The 16,796-nt window shown below is 70.0% G+C and carries 15 protein-coding genes; 12 read left to right on the forward strand and 3 right to left on the reverse strand.

Features of this window, described 5'->3' with window-relative positions; translation table 11 throughout:
- The 5 genes from E9998_RS24565 to E9998_RS24585 form a co-directional block, all read left to right on the forward strand.
- On the forward strand, positions 1-1,519 hold a 1,519-nt coding region (locus E9998_RS24565; protein ID WP_136532390.1), incomplete at its 5' end, for an ABC transporter ATP-binding protein.
- Positions 1,516-2,799 (forward strand): ABC transporter permease, encoded by a 1,284-nt coding sequence (locus tag E9998_RS24570; protein WP_136532391.1) that lies wholly within the window; start codon positions 1,516-1,518, stop codon positions 2,797-2,799. The genes E9998_RS24565 and E9998_RS24570, both read left to right, overlap by 4 nt.
- Before the next feature lie 5 nt (positions 2,800-2,804).
- Positions 2,805-4,073, forward strand: a complete 1,269-nt coding sequence (locus tag E9998_RS24575) for an ABC transporter permease (protein ID WP_136532392.1) — start codon at positions 2,805-2,807, stop codon at positions 4,071-4,073.
- A gap of 3 nt (positions 4,074-4,076) precedes the next feature.
- Entirely contained in the window at positions 4,077-4,469 is a 393-nt protein-coding gene (locus E9998_RS24580) for a cytidine deaminase (RefSeq protein ID WP_136532393.1), read from the forward strand.
- Positions 4,470-4,534: 65 nt separating this feature from the next.
- Positions 4,535-5,812, forward strand: coding sequence for a thymidine phosphorylase (locus E9998_RS24585; RefSeq protein WP_192907146.1), 1,278 nt, complete (start codon positions 4,535-4,537; stop codon positions 5,810-5,812).
- Positions 5,813-5,831: 19 nt separating this feature from the next.
- Here E9998_RS24585 and E9998_RS24590 read toward each other — a convergent pair whose 3' ends face one another.
- A complete protein-coding gene (locus E9998_RS24590) occupies positions 5,832-6,758 on the reverse strand; it encodes a DUF6891 domain-containing protein (protein WP_136532394.1) in 927 nt (308 codons plus the stop codon).
- 126 nt (positions 6,759-6,884) lie between these two features.
- Here E9998_RS24590 and E9998_RS24595 point away from each other — a divergent pair, with 126 nt between their 5' ends.
- The 3 genes from E9998_RS24595 (at position 6,885) to E9998_RS24605 (ending at position 10,026) form a co-directional block, all read left to right on the forward strand.
- Positions 6,885-7,469 (forward strand): TIGR03086 family metal-binding protein, encoded by a 585-nt coding sequence (locus tag E9998_RS24595; protein ID WP_136532395.1) that lies wholly within the window; start codon positions 6,885-6,887, stop codon positions 7,467-7,469.
- A gap of 139 nt (positions 7,470-7,608) precedes the next feature.
- A complete protein-coding gene (locus E9998_RS24600) occupies positions 7,609-9,258 on the forward strand; it encodes an AAA family ATPase (protein WP_136532396.1) in 1,650 nt (549 codons plus the stop codon).
- Positions 9,259-9,330: 72 nt separating this feature from the next.
- On the forward strand, positions 9,331-10,026 hold the full coding sequence (locus E9998_RS24605) for an NADPH-dependent F420 reductase (protein WP_136532397.1): 696 nt from the start codon (positions 9,331-9,333) through the stop codon (positions 10,024-10,026).
- A 46-nt stretch (positions 10,027-10,072) separates the two neighbouring features.
- Here the strand turns inward: E9998_RS24605 and E9998_RS24610 are convergent, their stop codons facing one another.
- Positions 10,073-11,083, reverse strand: coding sequence for a hypothetical protein (locus E9998_RS24610; RefSeq protein ID WP_136532398.1), 1,011 nt, complete (start codon positions 11,081-11,083; stop codon positions 10,073-10,075).
- A 208-nt stretch (positions 11,084-11,291) separates the two neighbouring features.
- Between E9998_RS24610 and E9998_RS24615 the strand changes: the two genes are divergently transcribed.
- Genes E9998_RS24615 through E9998_RS24630 form a run of 4 tightly spaced genes read left to right on the forward strand, consistent with a single transcriptional unit; the run spans position 11,292 to position 15,569 of the window.
- Complete coding sequence (locus tag E9998_RS24615; protein WP_158299979.1) at positions 11,292-11,876, forward strand: TIR domain-containing protein; 585 nt, start codon at positions 11,292-11,294, stop codon at positions 11,874-11,876.
- Positions 11,869-14,046 carry a hypothetical protein gene (locus E9998_RS24620; protein WP_136532400.1) on the forward strand — a complete coding sequence of 726 codons (2,178 nt, stop codon included), beginning with the start codon at positions 11,869-11,871 and terminating at the stop codon, positions 14,044-14,046. Before E9998_RS24615 ends, E9998_RS24620 begins: the two co-directional genes overlap by 8 nt.
- Before the next feature lie 30 nt (positions 14,047-14,076).
- Positions 14,077-14,967 (forward strand): hypothetical protein, encoded by an 891-nt coding sequence (locus E9998_RS24625; protein WP_136532401.1) that lies wholly within the window; start codon positions 14,077-14,079, stop codon positions 14,965-14,967.
- 2 nt (positions 14,968-14,969) lie between these two features.
- On the forward strand, positions 14,970-15,569 hold the full coding sequence (locus E9998_RS24630) for a hypothetical protein (RefSeq protein ID WP_136532402.1): 600 nt from the start codon (positions 14,970-14,972) through the stop codon (positions 15,567-15,569).
- Between the two features lie 315 nt (positions 15,570-15,884).
- On the opposite strand, the gene E9998_RS24635 is transcribed toward E9998_RS24630, so the two are convergent.
- Entirely contained in the window at positions 15,885-16,712 is an 828-nt protein-coding gene (locus tag E9998_RS24635) for an ATP-binding protein (protein ID WP_136532403.1), read from the reverse strand.
- Positions 16,713-16,796: the final 84 nt, after the last annotated feature.

A 16,796-nucleotide genomic window follows, 5' to 3' on the forward strand; every position in this document is an offset into this window, starting at 1 on the left:
CGAACCCGGCCAGATCCACGCCGTGCTCGGCGAGAACGGCGCGGGCAAGTCGACGCTCATGAACATGCTCTACGGGATCCTGCGGCCGACCAGCGGCGAGATCCTCATCGACGGGGAGCCGGTCTCCTTCACCGGTCCGGGCGACGCGATCGCCGCCGGGATCGGCATGGTGCACCAGCACTTCAAACTCGTCGGGCCCTTCAGCGTCGCAGACAACGTGCAGCTGGGCCGCGAGCACACCCGCGCCTTGGGGGTGCTCTCGGCCCAGGCCGCGCGCTCGGCCGTCAGCAGGGTCTCCGAGGAGTACGGGCTCCGGCTCGACCCCGACGCGATCTGCGAGGACCTGCCCGTGGGCGTCCAGCAGCGCGTCGAGATCGTCAAGGCCCTCTCGGGCCCCAAGACCGAACTGCTCATCCTCGACGAGCCCACGGCGGTGCTCACGCCCGCCGAGATCACCGAGCTGCTCCAGATCATGCGCAACCTCGCCGCATCGGGCACCTCGATCCTCTTCATCTCCCACAAGCTCAAAGAGGTCCAGGCCGTCGCCGACACCGTCACGGTGATCCGCCGCGGCAAGGTCGTCGCCGAGCTCGAACCCACCGCCTCGGAGTCCGAGATGGCCTCGGCCATGGTCGGCCGCGAGGTCTCGCTCCAGGTCGACAAGGCCCCGGCCCAGGCCGGGGAGCCGCGACTCGAACTCGAAGGCCTCACCGTCGTCTCCGACGCGGGCGTCAAGGTCCTCGACGGACTCGACCTCACCGTCCACTCCGGGGAGATCGTCGGCCTCGCGGGCGTCGAAGGCAACGGCCAGACCGAACTCGCCCGCGTCGTCCTCGGCCTCATCAGCCCCGAAGCGGGCCGCGTCGCCATCGACGGCGAGGACGTCCAGGGCCGCAGCCCGGCCCGGCGCATCGCCGACGGCCTCGGCTACATTCCCGAGGACCGCGGCCGCGACGGCCTCATCGCCGAATTCTCCGTGGCCGAGAACATCGTCCTCAACCAGTACAGGGACCGCCCCTACGGCAGCGGCGGCGTCGTCAACGCCGGCGCGGTCCGCCGCCGCGCCGTCGACTCCATCGCCGAGTTCGACATCCGCACCCAGTCGCCCGAGGAGTCCGCCTCCTCCCTGTCCGGCGGCAACCAGCAGAAGGTCATCATCGCCCGCGAGCTCTCCCGGCCCCGCCGGTTCCTCGTCGCGGCGCAGCCGACCCGCGGCGTCGACGTCGGCGCCACCCAGTTCATCCACTCCCGCCTCGTCGCCGAGCGCGACACCGGGACCGGCGTCCTCCTCATCTCCTCCGAACTCGACGAGATCTACGCGCTCGCCGACCGCATCGCCGTGATCTACAACGGCCGCATCGTCGGCGAGGTCGACCCCGGCACGCCCCGCGAGGTCATCGGCCGCCTCATGGTCGGCGCCGACCTCGACGCCGCCCCCCAAGACAGCCCCGAGCCCGCCGCCGATGACGTTGACGGCGCGGACGGCGCCGACGAGCCCGCCAATGGAGGTGACCGTTGAGCACGGAGACCCAGGCCCCTGCCCCCGAGCAGCCCGAACCGGCCGAGACCGCCGAGGCGAAGCCCGGCTTCGTCACGACCTTCGGCCGCTACCTGACCGAGGCGAACTCGGTCATGGTCACCATCTACTCCCTGGTGCTGGCCTTCCTCATCGGAGCGATCCTCCTCATCGTCTCCGACGAGCACGTGCGCTCGACGTACACGTACTTCTTCGCCCGGCCCCAGGACGCCCTCACGGCCTCCTGGACCCTCGTGCGCGACTCCTACCTGGCGCTCTTCGAAGGCGCCATCCTCAACTTCAACACCCTCGCGGCCTTCCAGGCCGGGGACGCCGAGTTCGGCAACGTCCTGCGGCCGCTCTCGGAGACCCTCACCTACGCGACGCCGCTCATCTTCACCGGCCTCGCCGTCGGCCTGGCGTTCCGCGCGGGCCTGTTCAACATCGGCGCCCAGGGCCAGCTCATCTTCGGCATGATGGGCGCGCTCATCATCGGCTTCAGCCTCGACCTGCCGATCTGGCTGCACCTGCCGCTGGCGATCATCGCCGGCGCGGCGGCGGGCGGCCTGCTCGGCGCCGTCCCCGGCGTCCTCAAGGCCACGACGGGCGCGCACGAGGTCATCTCCTCGATCATGCTCAACAACATCGCCGCGCTGTTCCTGGTGTGGGCGCTGGGCACGACGTTCCTCCACTCCGAGACGAAGACCGACCTCGTCTCCAAGCCCGTGGACGACTCGGCGATCCTGCCGACGCTCCTGTCCTCGCTCAACCCGTCGCTGCGCGTCAACCTCGCGCTCCTGATCGGGTTCGCCGTCGCCGTCCTGGTGTGGTGGCTGCTGTCGAAGTCCACCTTCGGGTTCCGCATCCGCGCGGTCGGCTTCAACGAGCACGCGGCCTCCACCGCGGGCATGCGCATCGGCTCGACCTACACGACGACGATGGCAGCCGCGGGCGCCCTCGCCGGACTCGGCGGCGCGGCCCTCGCGCTCGGCGTCTCCTCCGGCGGCATCAACGACGGCACCGCCGCCGACTACGGCTTCTCCGGCATCACCGTGGCCCTCCTGGGCCGCGCCAACCCCGGCGGCATCGTCGCCGCGGCGCTCCTGTTCGGCGCCTTGAAGGCCGGTTCGCTCTCGGCCCAGCCGGACGTCCCGGTCGACATCTCGACACTGCTCCAGGCGACGATCGTGCTCTTCATCGCCGCGCCCGCCCTGGTCAAGGCGATCCTCCACCTGCGCACTCCGCGCGGCGGCCTGGTCGCCCTCGAAGCGAAAGGCTGGTGAGCCCCATGGCAGTGGACACCGTCGCCGCCCCGGCGCTCGTCGACGACCGGGCCCTCTCCCGCCACCCCAAGGCCGGGATCGTCTACATCGTCCTCGGCGGCCTGCTGGTCCTGCTCGCGCTCACCAAGCTCGGCGGCCTGACGACCACCGTCGAGATCGACAAGACGCTCTCCGACGCGAGCTGGGCCGCACCCACCTCCACAGTGGTCCTCATCCTCGGCCTCGCCGCCGCCGCGCTCGGCGCCTGGATGATCGTCGGCCTGCCGCAGCGCCGGTACAAGATCGCCGGTGCGGCCGCTGTCGCCGCCACCGTCCTCGCGCTGCTGTTCTGGGCCTACTCCGAGGAGGGCACGGTCTTCCGGGCCGAGTCGATCCTCGCCGGGGCCCTGTTCCTGTCGATGCCGTACATCTTCGGCGCGCTCTCGGGCGTCGTCTGCGAGCGCTCCGGCGTCATCAACATCGGCATCGAGGGCCAGTTCCTCATGGGCGCCTTCACCGGCGTCCTCGTCGCCAACATCACCGGCAGCGTCTACGCCGGGATGCTCGGCGCCATGATCGCCGGCTCGCTCTCCACGATGCTGCTCGCGCTCCTGGCGACCAAGTACCAGGTCAACCAGGTCGTCGTCGGCGTCATCCTCAACCTGCTCGCCCTGGGCTTCACCAGCTTCATGTACGACCAGCTGAAGAAGGCCGACGGCTTCAACACCGCCTTCTCCGTCCCGACCATCACATGGGGCCCCCTCGCGGACATCCCGGTGCTCGGGCCGGTCCTGTTCCAGCAGAAGATCTTCGTGTACGTCGGCCTCGTCATGGTCGCCGTCGTCTGGTTCCTGCTCTACCGCACCCGCTGGGGCCTGCGCACCCGCGCGGTCGGCGAGCACCCGGCCGCCGCGGACTCGATGGGCGTCAACGTCAACCGCCTCCGCTACTGGAACGTGGTGGCCGCGGGCCTCCTCGCCGGTTTCGGCGGCGCCTGGTTCACCCTCGGGAACTCCCTGGCGTTCAACAAGAACATGACCGCCGGGCTCGGCTTCGTGGCGCTCGCCGTCATGATCGTGGGCCGCTGGAACCCGCTCGGCGTCCTCGCCGGGGCCCTCATCTTCGGCTTCACGACGCAGATCGCCCGCGACCTCTCCGCCGCAGGGTCCTCCGTGCCCGGCGAGTTCCTCCAGATGCTCCCGTACGCGGTCACGCTCGTGGTCGTGGCGGGCCTCATCGGCAAGGCCAAGGCGCCGGCCGCGGACGGCGTGCCGTACAACCCGGGGGACAAGTAGCGCATGGACATCGACTGGGAGCGGCTGCGTGCCGTCGCGCGCGAGGCGATGCGGCACGCGTACGTGCCGTACTCGAAGTACCCCGTGGGCGTGGCCGGGCTGGTCGAGGACGGGCGGACCGTCTCGGGCTGCAATGTCGAGAACGCCTCCTACGGGCTCACGCTGTGCGCCGAGTGCGGCATGGTCTCCCAGCTCGCCGCCACCGGCGGCGGACGCCTCGTCGCCATCGCCTGCGTCGACGGCGCGGGCGAACCCCTCACCCCCTGCGGCCGCTGCCGCCAGCTCCTGTTCGAGCACGGCGGCCCCGACTGCCTCGTGGACGACCGGCCCGAACCGACCACCGTGGGCGCCCTGCTCCCCGGCGCGTTCGGGCCGTCGCACCTGGCCCAGGACTGAACCGCTCCGACTCGGCGCGATCCGCCGGGCCGGGGCGCCGCACACCGTCTAGTGAGGGAACACCAATGATCACCGCTGTCGACGTCATCCGCACCAAAAGGGACGGCGGCGAGCTCTCGACCGCCCAGATCGACTGGGTCATCGACGCCTACACCAACGGCGCCGTCGCCGACGAGCAGATGTCCGCCCTGGCGATGGCGATCTTCCTCAACGGCGCGCTGCCGCGCGAGATCGCCGACTGGACGGCCGCGATGATCCGCTCGGGCATCACGCTCGACCTCGCCGCGGTCGGCAAGCCCTGCGTGGACAAGCACTCCACCGGCGGCGTGGGGGACAAGATCACGCTGCCGCTGGCGCCGCTCGTGGCGGTCTTCGACGTCGCGGTCCCGCAGCTGTCGGGCCGCGGGCTCGGGCACACCGGCGGCACGCTCGACAAGCTGGAGGCGATCCCGGGCTTCCAGGTCGACATGACCGAGGGCGCGGTCATCGAGCAGCTCAAGGAGATCGGCGCGGTCATCTGCGCGGCCACCGGGGACCTCGCGCCCGCCGACAAGAAGCTGTACGCGCTGCGCGACATCACCTCCACAGTGGAGTCGATTCCGCTCATCGCCTCCTCGATCATGTGCAAGAAGATCGCCGAGGGCGCCGACGCGATCGTGCTCGACGTCAAGGTCGGCTCGGGCGCGTTCATGAAGGAGTTCGCCCAGGCGCGCGAGCTCGCCGAGACGATGGTCCGCCTCGGCGCCGACCACGGCGTGGACACCCGGGCGCTCCTCACCGACATGTCGATCCCCTTGGGCCGCACCGCCGGGAACGCCCTCGAAGTGCGCGAGTCCGTCGAGGTCCTCGCGGGCGGCGGCCCTTCGGACGTGGTCGAGCTGACCGTGGCCCTCGCCAAGGAGATGCTCGCTGCGGCGGGCCTGCCCGAGGCCGACCCGGCCGCGGCCCTCAAGGACGGCCGCGCGATGGACGCCTGGCGCCGGATGATCGCCGCCCAGGGCGGCCAGGTCGACGCGCCGCTGCCGATCGCGCGCGAGTTCGACGAGATCGCCGCCGAGACCGACGGCTTCGTCTCCGAAATGGACGCCTACGCGGGGGGCGTGGCCGCCTGGCGCCTCGGCGCCGGCCGCGAGCGCCAGGGCCAGCCGGTCCAGGCGGGCGCGGGCGTCGAGATCCTCAAGACCGTGGGCGAACCGGTCCGCGCGGGCGAACCCGTCTTCCGCCTCCACACCGACACGCCCGAGCGCTTCGCCGCCGCCAAGGAGAGCCTCGCCGGAAGCTGGAAGATCGGCGCCGAGTCCGCGGCGAGGGGCCCGATCATCCTCGACCGCGTGACGGCGTAGGTCGCCTCGATCCTCCCGGCTATTGGAGGCGCCTGCGCCAGTCCAGGTCGGTGACGACGATGCGGGACTTGTTGCTGCCGTCCCACTCGGTGCGCAGCCCGTGCTCCCCGAGGGTCTTCACGACTTCGGCGCCGATCGCGGCGACGGACTCGTCCGTGTTCGACCGCGAGCCGTACGAGAGGTAGAGGCTCCCGTCGGGGGCGCGCTCGGTGTCCTGCATGTGGAAGAACACGTACCCGCGGTGGCGCTCCTCGGCGTGGCCCCAGATCTCCGAGGTGCCGCAGTTCTGGCAGCACGCGAAGTTCTCGCGGGCGATGACGCCGTCGTCGTCGAGCCGGGCGAACGCGTCGGTCAGCAGGTCGCAGTCCGTCTCGCCCCAGCCGGCCTGCTCGGCGACCCGCTCGCGCCACAGCGGCGAGAGGATCGCGCGAGCCTGCACCGTGGACAGCTGCGGGTCGTGCTCGGACATCTCGTGCATGTTCTCGACCATGGCGTCGAAGTCGAGGTAGCCCTCGGCGATGTATCGCGCGGCCCTGTCCGCAGCCCACGCGGCCGTCTCCGGCTCGGTCTCGGGCGGGTCGGTCTGCTCCCACCATTCCGCCGCCTCCCAGGGCAGGTCGCCCTGCCAGCCGGGCTCGTTCCGCGCCCAGGCGAGGAACAGCGCGGGGGCGCGGTCGGCGGGGACCTCGGCCTCCATCCAGGTCTCGTCGCCGATGCGGTAGGAGACGGTCAGCGGCTCGACGTCGTCGGAGCGCGCGGCCTGGATCGTGTCGTGCGGCATGTAGGGGATGCGCTCGACGACGATGAACTCGGCATCGTCGTAGCCGAGCGCCTCGACGCGCTCGGTGAGCCCGGCCGCGGTGAGGTGCGCGAAGCGGCGGTTCCGGTTGTCGTAGCCGCGGATCGGCAGCGGCCGCTGCGCGTCGTTCGTGAGGGTGTGCTCCATCCCCGAACCCTACGACAGCGGGTCCAATCGAACCCCGAGTCTAATGGAATGGAACGTTCCCTTCTGTTATACTGGAGTCATCAGGCCACCGGGACTCCGGCGGCCGGCGAACCCGAAGGGGACGACATGACCACCGAATGGCAGCTCCTGAACGAAGCCCACGACGCGCTGCGCAAGGCCGTCGCGGGCGTCGGCGCCGACCAGTGGGGCCTCGCCACCCCCTGCGAGCACTGGACCGTCACCCAGGTCCTCCAGCACGCCGCCGGCGACCAGCTCGGCTTCGCCGCCGCCATCACCGGCGGCGACGGCCCCGACGAGAACCCCTTCGCCCCCTCCGGGAACCTCACCGCCGACCCGTCCGAGCACGCCGAGGCCGCGATCCGGGCCGCCGCCGAAGCCTGGGGCACCGTCGCCCCGGACGCCGCCGAGGTTGCCGTCCCGGTGCCCCCGAACCTCCTCGACGCCGCCACCGGCGTCGGCGCCTGCGCCCTCGACGCGGCCGTCCACGCCTGGGACATCGCCCGCGCCACCGGCCAGGACCAGCCCCTCACCGCCTGGGCCGCAGGCGAGCTGCTCCCCGTCGCCGAGCGGATCGTGGAGCCGCTGCGCGCCTACGGCGCCTACGCTCCGGCCCTCGAACCGCGCCCTGTCGACGACGAGGTCGCCGCCCTCCTGCGCTACCTCGGCCGCGACCCCGAATGGGCCGCTTGACGACTCGGCCGCGAGTTTCCATTCACGACGTTCGGGCGCGGCGGGAGCCTCCCTCCCGCCGCCCGACTCGCCACGGTTGCATACCCTGGAGCGCGCCGAGCGACGGCCTCGGCTTGCACCCCTTGGACCCGGAGCGGACATGCCCTTCTCAACTGCGGCGGAATCGGCGTACGACACCTTCTCCCGCGGCGTCGACCTCCTCGGGCGGGGCGACCTCGTCCGCGCCTCGGACTGCTTCGAGCACGTCACCGAGTACGACCCCGCCGCGGCGGACGCCTGGCTCGGCATCCACGCCTGCGGCAACGAGCGCGACCTCGCGGTCCGCAAGATGCTCGAACACCGCGACGCCGTCGGCCGGCACCGCAACTACACCGGCCTGAAGCTCGAATCCTCTTACGCCATCGGCAAGTTCGTCGAACTCAAACTCAGCGACGCCTTCGACGCCTGGCTCGCCTACATCGCGGGCCTTCTCGACGCCGAGGAGTTCGACCGCGCCGCCGACGCCCTCGACGCGGCCAAGGGCGAGGACGACAGGATCGACTTCCTGCGCGCCCGTTGGGCATTCGACCGCGGCGACTGGCAGGGCGTGCTCAACACCGCCCCCGGCGTCGACCTCGCGGTGCTCCGCGACGAGGCCCAGTTCTACCTCGCCGCGTCCCTGGTCGAACTCGGGACGTTCTACGAGGCGCTCGACGTGACCGAGTTCCTGCCGTCCGCGATCCGCGAACCCGACTACGAGGCCCACGTGGCGTTCGTCCAGGGCGCCGCGCTCGCCGGGATCGGCAGGAAGGAGGAGGCCGCGCGGTCCTTCCAGCGCGCCTACCGCCTCGCCCCCGGCAACGAGCGGTTCGCCGAGAAGGCCAGGTCCGAGGACGCGCCCTCGGAGCGCAAGCCGCTCTTCGGCGGCGACGAGCCGAAGGACACGGACCGCTCGGCGATGCTCGACGACGCCGCCCGGCAGCTCGACGCCATGATCGGGCTCGGGCCGGTCAAGGAGCAGGTCAACACCCTCAAGGCCCAGTACCGGATGGCGGCGCTCAAGGAGGCGCGCGGCCTGCCGTCCGAGACCCGCCCGCACCACTTCGTGTTCACCGGGCCGCCCGGCACCGGCAAGACCACGGTGGCGCGCATCATGGGCGGGATGCTCGCGGGCCTGGGCCTGCTGGAGCACGGGCGGGTCGTGGAGGCCCAGCGCGGCGATCTCGTGGGCGGCTACCTGGGGCACACCGCGATCAAGACCCGCAAGAAGATCGACGAGGCGACCGGCGGCGTCCTGTTCATCGACGAGGCGTACTCCCTCGCGAACCAGGGCTACACCGGCGGCGGCGACGCGTTCGGCGACGAGGCGTTGCAGGAGATCCTCACGGCCGCAGAGAACCGCCGCGACGAACTCGTCATCGTCCTCGCCGGCTACACCGACGAGATCCGCGAACTCCTCGCCACCAACCCCGGCCTGCGCTCGCGTTTCTCCACTGTGGTCGACTTTCCGTCCTATTCGGACGACGAGCTGGCCGCGATCGCCACCGCGATCCTCACCGCCGCGGGCGAGCGCCTCTCCGGCGAGGCCGAGCGCTCCCTCCGCTTCAGTTTCGGCATGGCGGTCCGGTCGGGTGACATCGACGCCCTCGGCAACGGCCGCTTCGCCCGCGACCTCTGCGCGAAGGCCACCGCCCAGCGCGACCTGCGCCTGCTCAGCGAGTACGGCGACACCGGGACGCCCACGGTCGCCGAGATGACCACCGTCGAGGCGGCGGACGTCGCGAGCGCCTACGGCAAGCTCACCGCCTGACCGCGAACTCCCACCGCATGGCCCTGATCACCACCGGGAATTTCCCCTCAAACCGGGCAGTTGTTAACTGTCATGAGCACAATCGGATTGATCGGAAGCGGCAACATCGGCGGCGCCATCGCGCGCCTGGCAGTGGCCGCGGGATATGACGTGGTCCTCAGCAACCGCCGCGGGCCCGACTCGCTCGCCGAGCTGGTCGCGGACCTGGGCCCGAAGGCCCGCGCGGCGACGCCCGCCGAGGCCGCCGCCGCGGGCGACCTCGTGGTCGTGACCGTGCCGCTGCACGCCTACCGGACCGTCCCGGTCGAGGAGCTGCGCGGCAAGGTCGTCATCGACACCGACAACTACTACCCGCAGCGCGACGAGCAGATCCCCGAACTCGACTCCGAGGCCACCACCGTCAGCGAACTGCTCCAGGCGCACCTGCCGGAGTCCCACGTCGTCAAGGCCTTCAACAACATCTACTCCGAGCACATCCCCGCCCTCGCGCGCCCCACCGGCGACCCCGAGCGCTCGGCTCTCGCGATCACCGGCGACGACGACACCGCCAAGAAGACCGTCACCGCCTTCCTCGACGCCATCGGCTACGACGCCCACGACGCCGGCCCCCTCGCCGAGGGCTGGCGCTTCCAACGCGACACCCCCGCCTACTCCGTCTACTTCGCCAAGAAGCCCACCGGCTTCACCGACCGCGGCGCGGGCCGCCAGGTCACCGCGTCCCTCCTCAAGGAGCACCTGGACGCCGCGAAGCGCTACCGCGACATGTAGCCGAATCGAACCCGACGGGGGCCGGCGCTGCGCGCCGGCCCCTTCGTCATGTCGCTTCGAATCGCCACTCGAAACCGACGACGGCGCGTTCTGCGGCGTCCAGTCGGTGGTAGGCCGCGTTGTCGTCGTCGAGCGTCACCGGGCGGCGGTACAGCGCCTGGTCGTGCGGTGGCTCATAGTCTCGCCACTCGGTCCAGAAGACCTCGGCGGGGATCCGTTCGGGATGGAACTCGACTCTGATCGAGAGGTTCTCGACCCGATCGAGGACGACCCGTCGAAAGCACGGGTCGACGTCGCCGCCGTACTTGAACCTCGTGACGAACTCGACTGAATGCACCTGTCCCGCATCGAGTGTGCGGGGCAGTTCGACGTCCACCGCCCATATGGTGCCGCTCTGGTGGTAGGTCGGTCCCGGCCGTCCGCCGTGGATCCGCTCGACTTCGAGTTCGTTCGTATCGAAGCTGTACCTGATGGACGCGAGTCCGTCCTTCAGCGACATGACCTCCTTGTACGTCCGGTGATGCTCGGGCAGCCCGTCGGCGCCGAGGTGGTGGAGCTCATGGAGTACCACCGTCGAGTAGTCGCGGCGAGCGGCGGTCAGGGGCAGTCGGCCGAGCACCACGTTCGGCAGGTCCCTCCCGGTGAACAGCCGCCGTAGCTTGTCGGCGTGGGGCGGGCTCATCCCGAACGCCGCTATGAAGAGCTCCAGGGTCTTGGCGGTGAACATGGGACGGTTCGCGTTGAGGACCCGGGAGACGCGCTGCGTGAGTCCAAAGGTGACCTCGGGCCCCTCGGTCGCCTCGATGTGGGCGGCGATCACCCGGGCCACGGCTCCCTGATGGACTTCGCGTTGGCGTTGCTGCTCGAACTGCCGCCATCGTTCGCAGTAGGGCTCGGAACGCAGCAGCTCGCGCAGGTACTGACTTGTCTGCCGGCAGTAAAGCTCTTGAGAGAGGTCGGGCACGCAACATCTCCAGGGGTTGAGAATTAAGTGAGAGACACCCTCGATACGGTCCGACCGAGCCTCACACCGAGGCGCTGAGGAGGTCAAGCCCATGCGCCGCAAACGTCTAGGCGGGGTTTGTCGGGCGCTTTTCAGCGGCGACTCCCGGACCACCCGTCACTCCCGTGACCGAGCGCATGGAAGCATCGCGCGGCAGGTGATCCACGAGGTTCGACGGCCCACGGAGGCCGTTCGAACCTGAAGGATTCCTTCTCATTGATTCGACTCCAGTCGCAGGTTGGGAACCGTGTCTGAAATCTTCTTGAGTTACAGGACCGACGACTCCTACCATTCCGCGCCCTTGATCTGGGAGCGGATGTCCACGCATTTCGGGGAGCGCAAGATCTTTCTCGACACCGCCTCGACCCGCGCCGGGGACGACTTCGAGAAGAAGGTGTGGCCCGCCCTTCTCGGCGCGAAGGTCATGCTCGTCGTCATCGGGCCCGATTGGCTCTCCGGCGGCGCCGACCTCCCCCGCAGGCGCATCGACGACCCCGAAGACTACGTGCGCCGAGAGGTTCGCACCGCGCTCCAGACCGCCGGACTCAACATCGTGCCGATCATGATCAAGAACGCCAAGCTCAAGAAACTCGATCTGCCCGAAGACATCCGAGCGCTCCGCGACAAGATGGACCTTCCCTTTCACCACCGGTACTTCAAGACCGATCTCGCCGCGATCGTCTCCCGCGTCGAGGAATGGGTTGAGCCCTTGCATCGACGGGTCGGACCGGCGCCGGCGGCGCGATCGCAGATCGTCATCGGCCGGGACTTCGAGAGGACGATCATCGCGAACGGGCCCGTCGGCACCGATGTGAACCGCGGCGAGAGGGACGGCGACGATGACTGACCGCACCGACGACGACCCGATCGAGCAAGGCGACGTGCCCGAACCCGGCGGGAAGCGACCGGGGAACCACGCCGAGAACGAGAGTGAACCCGAAGGGACGCAGGCTGATCCGACCGAGGACGAGCGCGACCTGGAACCGCTCAAGGAATTCATCCTCGAAGAGGTCGGCCGGCGACTCTCCGCGAGCGCGGGAGGCTCGCTCCAGGTCATCCTCGGACGGGACTTCCTCAACAGCACCATCGGGAACGGCGCGGTCACCTCGGGCGCGGGTGCGCAGAGCATCGCCTTGGGCTTCGAGATCCCCGGCGCCCGAATCGAGGCGGTCAAGCACACCTACCTGCCGCCGGTCTGCTACTTCGACCTCCAATCGCGACTCGACGAACACCGACTGCTGATCCTGCGCGCGCGCCGAGGATGGGGCGGCACCGTCACCGCCGTACGCCTCCTCTGCGACGACCACGAGCGGATCCAGCAGATCAGCGAGGTCGACGGACGGCTGTCGGCACTGCGTCTGGACGAACTCGAACGCGGCAGCGGTCTGATCGTCGAGAACCTAGGCCCCGAACAGCTCCGTGAACTCGCATCGGGCCAGGCCGAGCGGCTGTCCGCCAAGCTCAAGCAGCTCGAAGCGCGGGCCGTGGTCGTCGTCGACGAGTCGAGCCTGAGGCCCGACCACCGGATGGAGCGCTTCGTCGCCGACCTCGCCGCGCACCCGGACCCGCGCCGACTCGTCGAGAGCCACCTCGCCGAACGCCTCGGCTCTGAGGAATCGGCGCGGGAGCTCCTCTCCGCCGACACCCTGGCCGCCTGGTTCGCGGCCGCCCCGGTCGGCGACGGCTTCGACGCGCACCTCCTGGTGGGCCTCGCCCACGACCTGGCGGAAGGGGTCCAGGCCGGCGGAGGCGTCGAGGAGGCACTGGAGCGCTTCGCGGAACGCTCGGAAAGCGACACCGACAACTGGTTCGACGGGATCGCCAACCACGGGACACCGTCCGTGACCGCACTCGCCCTCACCGTCGCCGTGCTCGAAGGGCTCCCGTACGGCACCGTCAGCCGGGTCGCGGGCGCTCTGGAGCGGATCCTCGCCGGCGACCTCCCCGCGGAGGGCCGCGAACGGAACGAGCCCAGGCGGGTTCGCCGCACCCAGGTGCTGAAGACCGTTCGGGCGAAGCTCACGACCGAGCGCAGGAACGGCCGCCTCCAGAACGAGGACGAGGTCATATCGTTCCAGGACGACCGCTACCGACGGCACGTCCTCGACCTCGTCTACGAGTACGGGTTCGAGAACGAGATCCTCCCGTGGCTGCGCGAACTCACCGTGGACCGCGAAGTCGCCGTCGCGGTGTGCGCCGCCGAAGTCGTCGGCCACCTCGGGAAGTTTGACTTCCGCAGGATCCAGACCGAGTTCATCGGGCCCTGGGCCCGCAGCCCTCGCCCGTACGACCGCGAACTGGCGGTGATCGCGCTGGCGGTGCTCGCCAGAGAGGCCAGAACCCTCCACGCCGTGACGCGGCTCGTCGGGGACTGGTCGCGCAAGAAGCTCGGTCCGCTGCGCAGGACCGCCGCGCGCGCACTGGGCGCCGGCATCGGACCGCTCATGCCCGCGGGCCCCGACGACCTGCTCGACAGGCTCGCCGAAGGCGCCGATCGTCCTCTCGCCAAGGCGATCGGCTCCAGCATCGCCGAACTGTTCGCGCTGGCCGACACGCGGCGCCGCATCGTCCTGCTCGACATGCTGTGCGAGTGGTCCGAGGAGTCGACGGCCTGGAACGGGTTCGCCGGGATCGCGGGGTTCGTCGAGTGCGGCCGGATCCGTCTGACCCTCTCGTTCAACGGCGAGCGGGTCAGATGGCCGCTGCTGCTGGTGCTCTCGAGCTTCGACGGCACCTTCGACAGGGAGCAGGCGGGCGGATGGGACCAGGAGGCCACCGGCCGCATCAGGGACCTGACCGCCGCGCTCATCGCGAGCGCGGCCGCGGACTCGGCGCTGCTGCCGGAGTTCGAGCGGATGCTCAAGGGCTGGGCGTCCGACGCGGAGCAGCACCCCATGCTCGCGCGCGAGATCGACGAGCTGCTCGCCGAAGCCGCCGAGTCCCCGGGCGGGGGCAGGAACGTCGAGTACTACCGGCGGAACCTTCTGGACGGGCTGCAGATCGACGCCGAGTCCTGACCGATGTCACCGATGCGAAAGCAGGTAACGATGTCCAATCCGATTCAGCGGGGCGAGGACCTCCCCCGGCGGCTGTTCCAGCGGAGCCCGCAGCCCAAGGACAACACCCGGATCGTCTACCAGGTCCGCGGCGGGAGCCTCACGTCGCCCGACCACGCCCTGTCGACCGGGCAGTGGTGGAGGAACCGCCCGGAGGCGTACTGGTACGTGCACCTCGGCGGCAATCGCGAATCGTTCTCGTGCGGGCTTCGGTCCGAGGAGCCGTCGCTGCGGTTTCGGGCGACCGTCCGCTACTCCTGGGCCGTGACGGATCCGGTGGCGGCGGTCGGCGAGAACATGAACGACATCGCCGCCGAATGCCGTGACTTCCTGACCGAGCTCATGGAGTCCGCCACCGAGCTCCACTCGCCGGAGGCGCCGGACAGGGCCGAGCGTGATCTGCGTTGGAAGGTGCAGGACGGCCTGCGGATGGTGCGGAGGTGCGTCGAGATCTCCGGAGTGTCGGTCAGCCTCGACCACCCTGCCGAGATCGACGCTGAGATGAAGCGGATGGCCACGGGATCGGTCCGCATCAGGGCTGCGAACGTGGAACTGGAGTATTGGGAGGAGGTGCTCAAGTCCAAGGACAGGGCACGCATCCTCGCGGCTCTCGCCACGGCGGAGCCCCAGGTCGCCCAGGTGCTCGAGCGGGCCTGGGCGAAGGACGACGAGAAGGCCCAGCGGGAACTCGACAACCTCCTCCAGATGATGCGCGAAGGGCTCGGGGGCCGCGGCGACCAGCAGGCGGTGTTCGACCTGTACCTGGAGCACCAGCGGACCATGTTGGGCCCCGCGGTCGAGAAGCCTGAGCCCGGCGAGCGGCGCAGGATCACCCGGGGCAGGACGCTTCGTGAACTGCCGCAGGGCGACGGAGAGGGGTGAACATGTCGTTCCTGAACCCGCTGAACTGGGTCCGGACGGTCGTCGAGTGGATCCGCTTGGACGCGTTCATCGGATGGGTCCACGAGACCGCAGTCTCCAGCACGTGGCTGCCGGCGGCGGCCCTGCTGTGGCTGCCGATCGCCTGGCTTCTCGTCTTCGCGACGGCCCGATTCCTCGTCCGCCGCGTCGTTCCGAAGTCGGGGCCGGTCGTGTACGGCGTCGGGATGGGGGTGGTCGGCCTGATAGGGATGGCCGCCCTGGCCCTCGACGCCCTCCTCGCGACCTGCCTGGTCAAGCTCGGGCGGCGGCCCTGGTACGGGCTGGGCGACCGGGCCGCCGACGCCGGCGTCGGCTGCGACGCCGGGCTCAGGAGGTTCACCGCCGAGAAGCTCCCGGCGGCCAAGGGCGCGAAGTGGCGGGCCCCGGCGGTGGTGACGCTCCTGCTCCTCATCGGATGGTGGGGCGGCGACGGTTGCGGCTCCGGTGCCGGCACCGCATGCGCAGGCAGCGGGCAGGTCTGGTGGAACGACACCTCCACGCTGGTCGCCGACGACTGGGTGCCCGCGGTCACGGAGTTCTTCGCCGAGGCGGGGAGCGCGTGAGCCGGGACCGCCCGGCTCCTCGGCGCGATCCGGTGCGAGCGATGCCGCGCCGGTGGCGAACCACGGACCGCTATATGGATGCATGTCGAACAATGGGTCTCCTTTAGGGGGAGGGACCCGCTCGGCAAACGGGCAACAAAGCGTTGTGGTTTCGTTACGTTGCAAGGTCATGTGGCGTGATGGGCGCCACATGCGTGCCAAATTCGGACCCGTCCCTTGTGTGGATCAGAAGACGGCTCCACCACCGGCACCGCCACCGAATTCGCCGAAACCTCCAACTGCTGACCGCGGCCCGCCTCCGTCCTGGACGCGGCCTCACCTCCACACGGCGCTGATCGGCGCCGCGGTGATCCGGTCCTCCAACCGGGTCGCCAGGGGCCCGGTGTGCAGGAGCAGCCCGTGCGCGAACTGGTCGCCGAGGGCGTCGCGCATCCACAACAGATGCTTGGCGGCCTTGCGAGGCGGAGCGGCGTCCGCCTTGATCTCCACTGCGATCACTCGTTGATCCGCGAGTTCGATGACGAGGTCGACGTCCCGGGTGCCGTCCTCCTGGCGCAGATGGAAGAAGCTCGGCCGGGTTCGGCAAGCTGCCGCCTCGCCGCGCAACTGCGCCGCGACGAACGTGTCGATCATGCGCCCGAGGAGGTCGGGGTCACGCATGATCCCAACCCGGTCGAGGCCCGCGGCAGAAGCCAGCAAGGCCGGATCGGTGAGATACCGCTTTGGCGCCTTGGCGAGCCGCTTGAGCCGGTTCGTACTCCAGGCCGGAACCCGATAGAGGATGAACAGCGCCTCCAGGAGCTGTTGGTAGGCGGCAGCGGTCCCTCGGTTGACATCGGCCTTCTCGAACAGGGTTTTGTCTGCGACGATTCCCGCACTGGTGAGTGCGAGGACGGTGAAGAGCCGGCGCAGCTTCACCGGATCGCGGTGCCCGTCGAGCCCTTGCGCGTCACGGGTCACGAGTTGATTGATGTATCCGGCGAACCAATCGTCTCGAGCGAGTCCCGGTGGATACGACAGCGGCTCCGGGAACCCGCCGCCGAGCGCCAGATCGAGATACTCGGCGAGTCCGAGATCAGAGGGTTCCGCGCTGGCGGCCGCATGCCCCTCTGCCGAGAACCTCGGGGACGAGCTGCCATTCATCGATGAGGATCGCCTCGGGGAAACTCGCCAACGCGGGATCGAGGTCCGCTTACCCGACTCACCAGCGTATTCGCGCTTTTCCGG

It is taken from the genome of Glycomyces paridis (assembly GCF_004912155.1).
GTDB classification, from domain to species: Bacteria; Actinomycetota; Actinomycetes; order Mycobacteriales; family Micromonosporaceae; genus Glycomyces; species Glycomyces paridis.

Coding starts and splice junctions, on each gene's coding strand:
- E9998_RS24575 (WP_136532392.1), top strand. CDS start 2,805: ATGGCAGTGGACACCGTCGCCGCCCCGGCGCTCGTCGACGACCGGGCC.
- E9998_RS24580 (WP_136532393.1), top strand. CDS start 4,077: ATGGACATCGACTGGGAGCGGCTGCGTGCCGTCGCGCGCGAGGCGATG.
- E9998_RS24585 (WP_192907146.1), top strand. CDS start 4,535: ATGATCACCGCTGTCGACGTCATCCGCACCAAAAGGGACGGCGGCGAG.
- E9998_RS24590 (WP_136532394.1), bottom strand. CDS start 6,758: ATGGAGCACACCCTCACGAACGACGCGCAGCGGCCGCTGCCGATCCGC.
- E9998_RS24595 (WP_136532395.1), top strand. CDS start 6,885: ATGACCACCGAATGGCAGCTCCTGAACGAAGCCCACGACGCGCTGCGC.
- E9998_RS24600 (WP_136532396.1), top strand. CDS start 7,609: ATGCCCTTCTCAACTGCGGCGGAATCGGCGTACGACACCTTCTCCCGC.
- E9998_RS24605 (WP_136532397.1), top strand. CDS start 9,331: ATGAGCACAATCGGATTGATCGGAAGCGGCAACATCGGCGGCGCCATC.
- E9998_RS24610 (WP_136532398.1), bottom strand. CDS start 11,083: ATGGGCTTGACCTCCTCAGCGCCTCGGTGTGAGGCTCGGTCGGACCGT.
- E9998_RS24620 (WP_136532400.1), top strand. CDS start 11,869: ATGACTGACCGCACCGACGACGACCCGATCGAGCAAGGCGACGTGCCC.
- E9998_RS24625 (WP_136532401.1), top strand. CDS start 14,077: ATGTCCAATCCGATTCAGCGGGGCGAGGACCTCCCCCGGCGGCTGTTC.
- E9998_RS24630 (WP_136532402.1), top strand. CDS start 14,970: ATGTCGTTCCTGAACCCGCTGAACTGGGTCCGGACGGTCGTCGAGTGG.
- E9998_RS24635 (WP_136532403.1), bottom strand. CDS start 16,712: ATGAATGGCAGCTCGTCCCCGAGGTTCTCGGCAGAGGGGCATGCGGCC.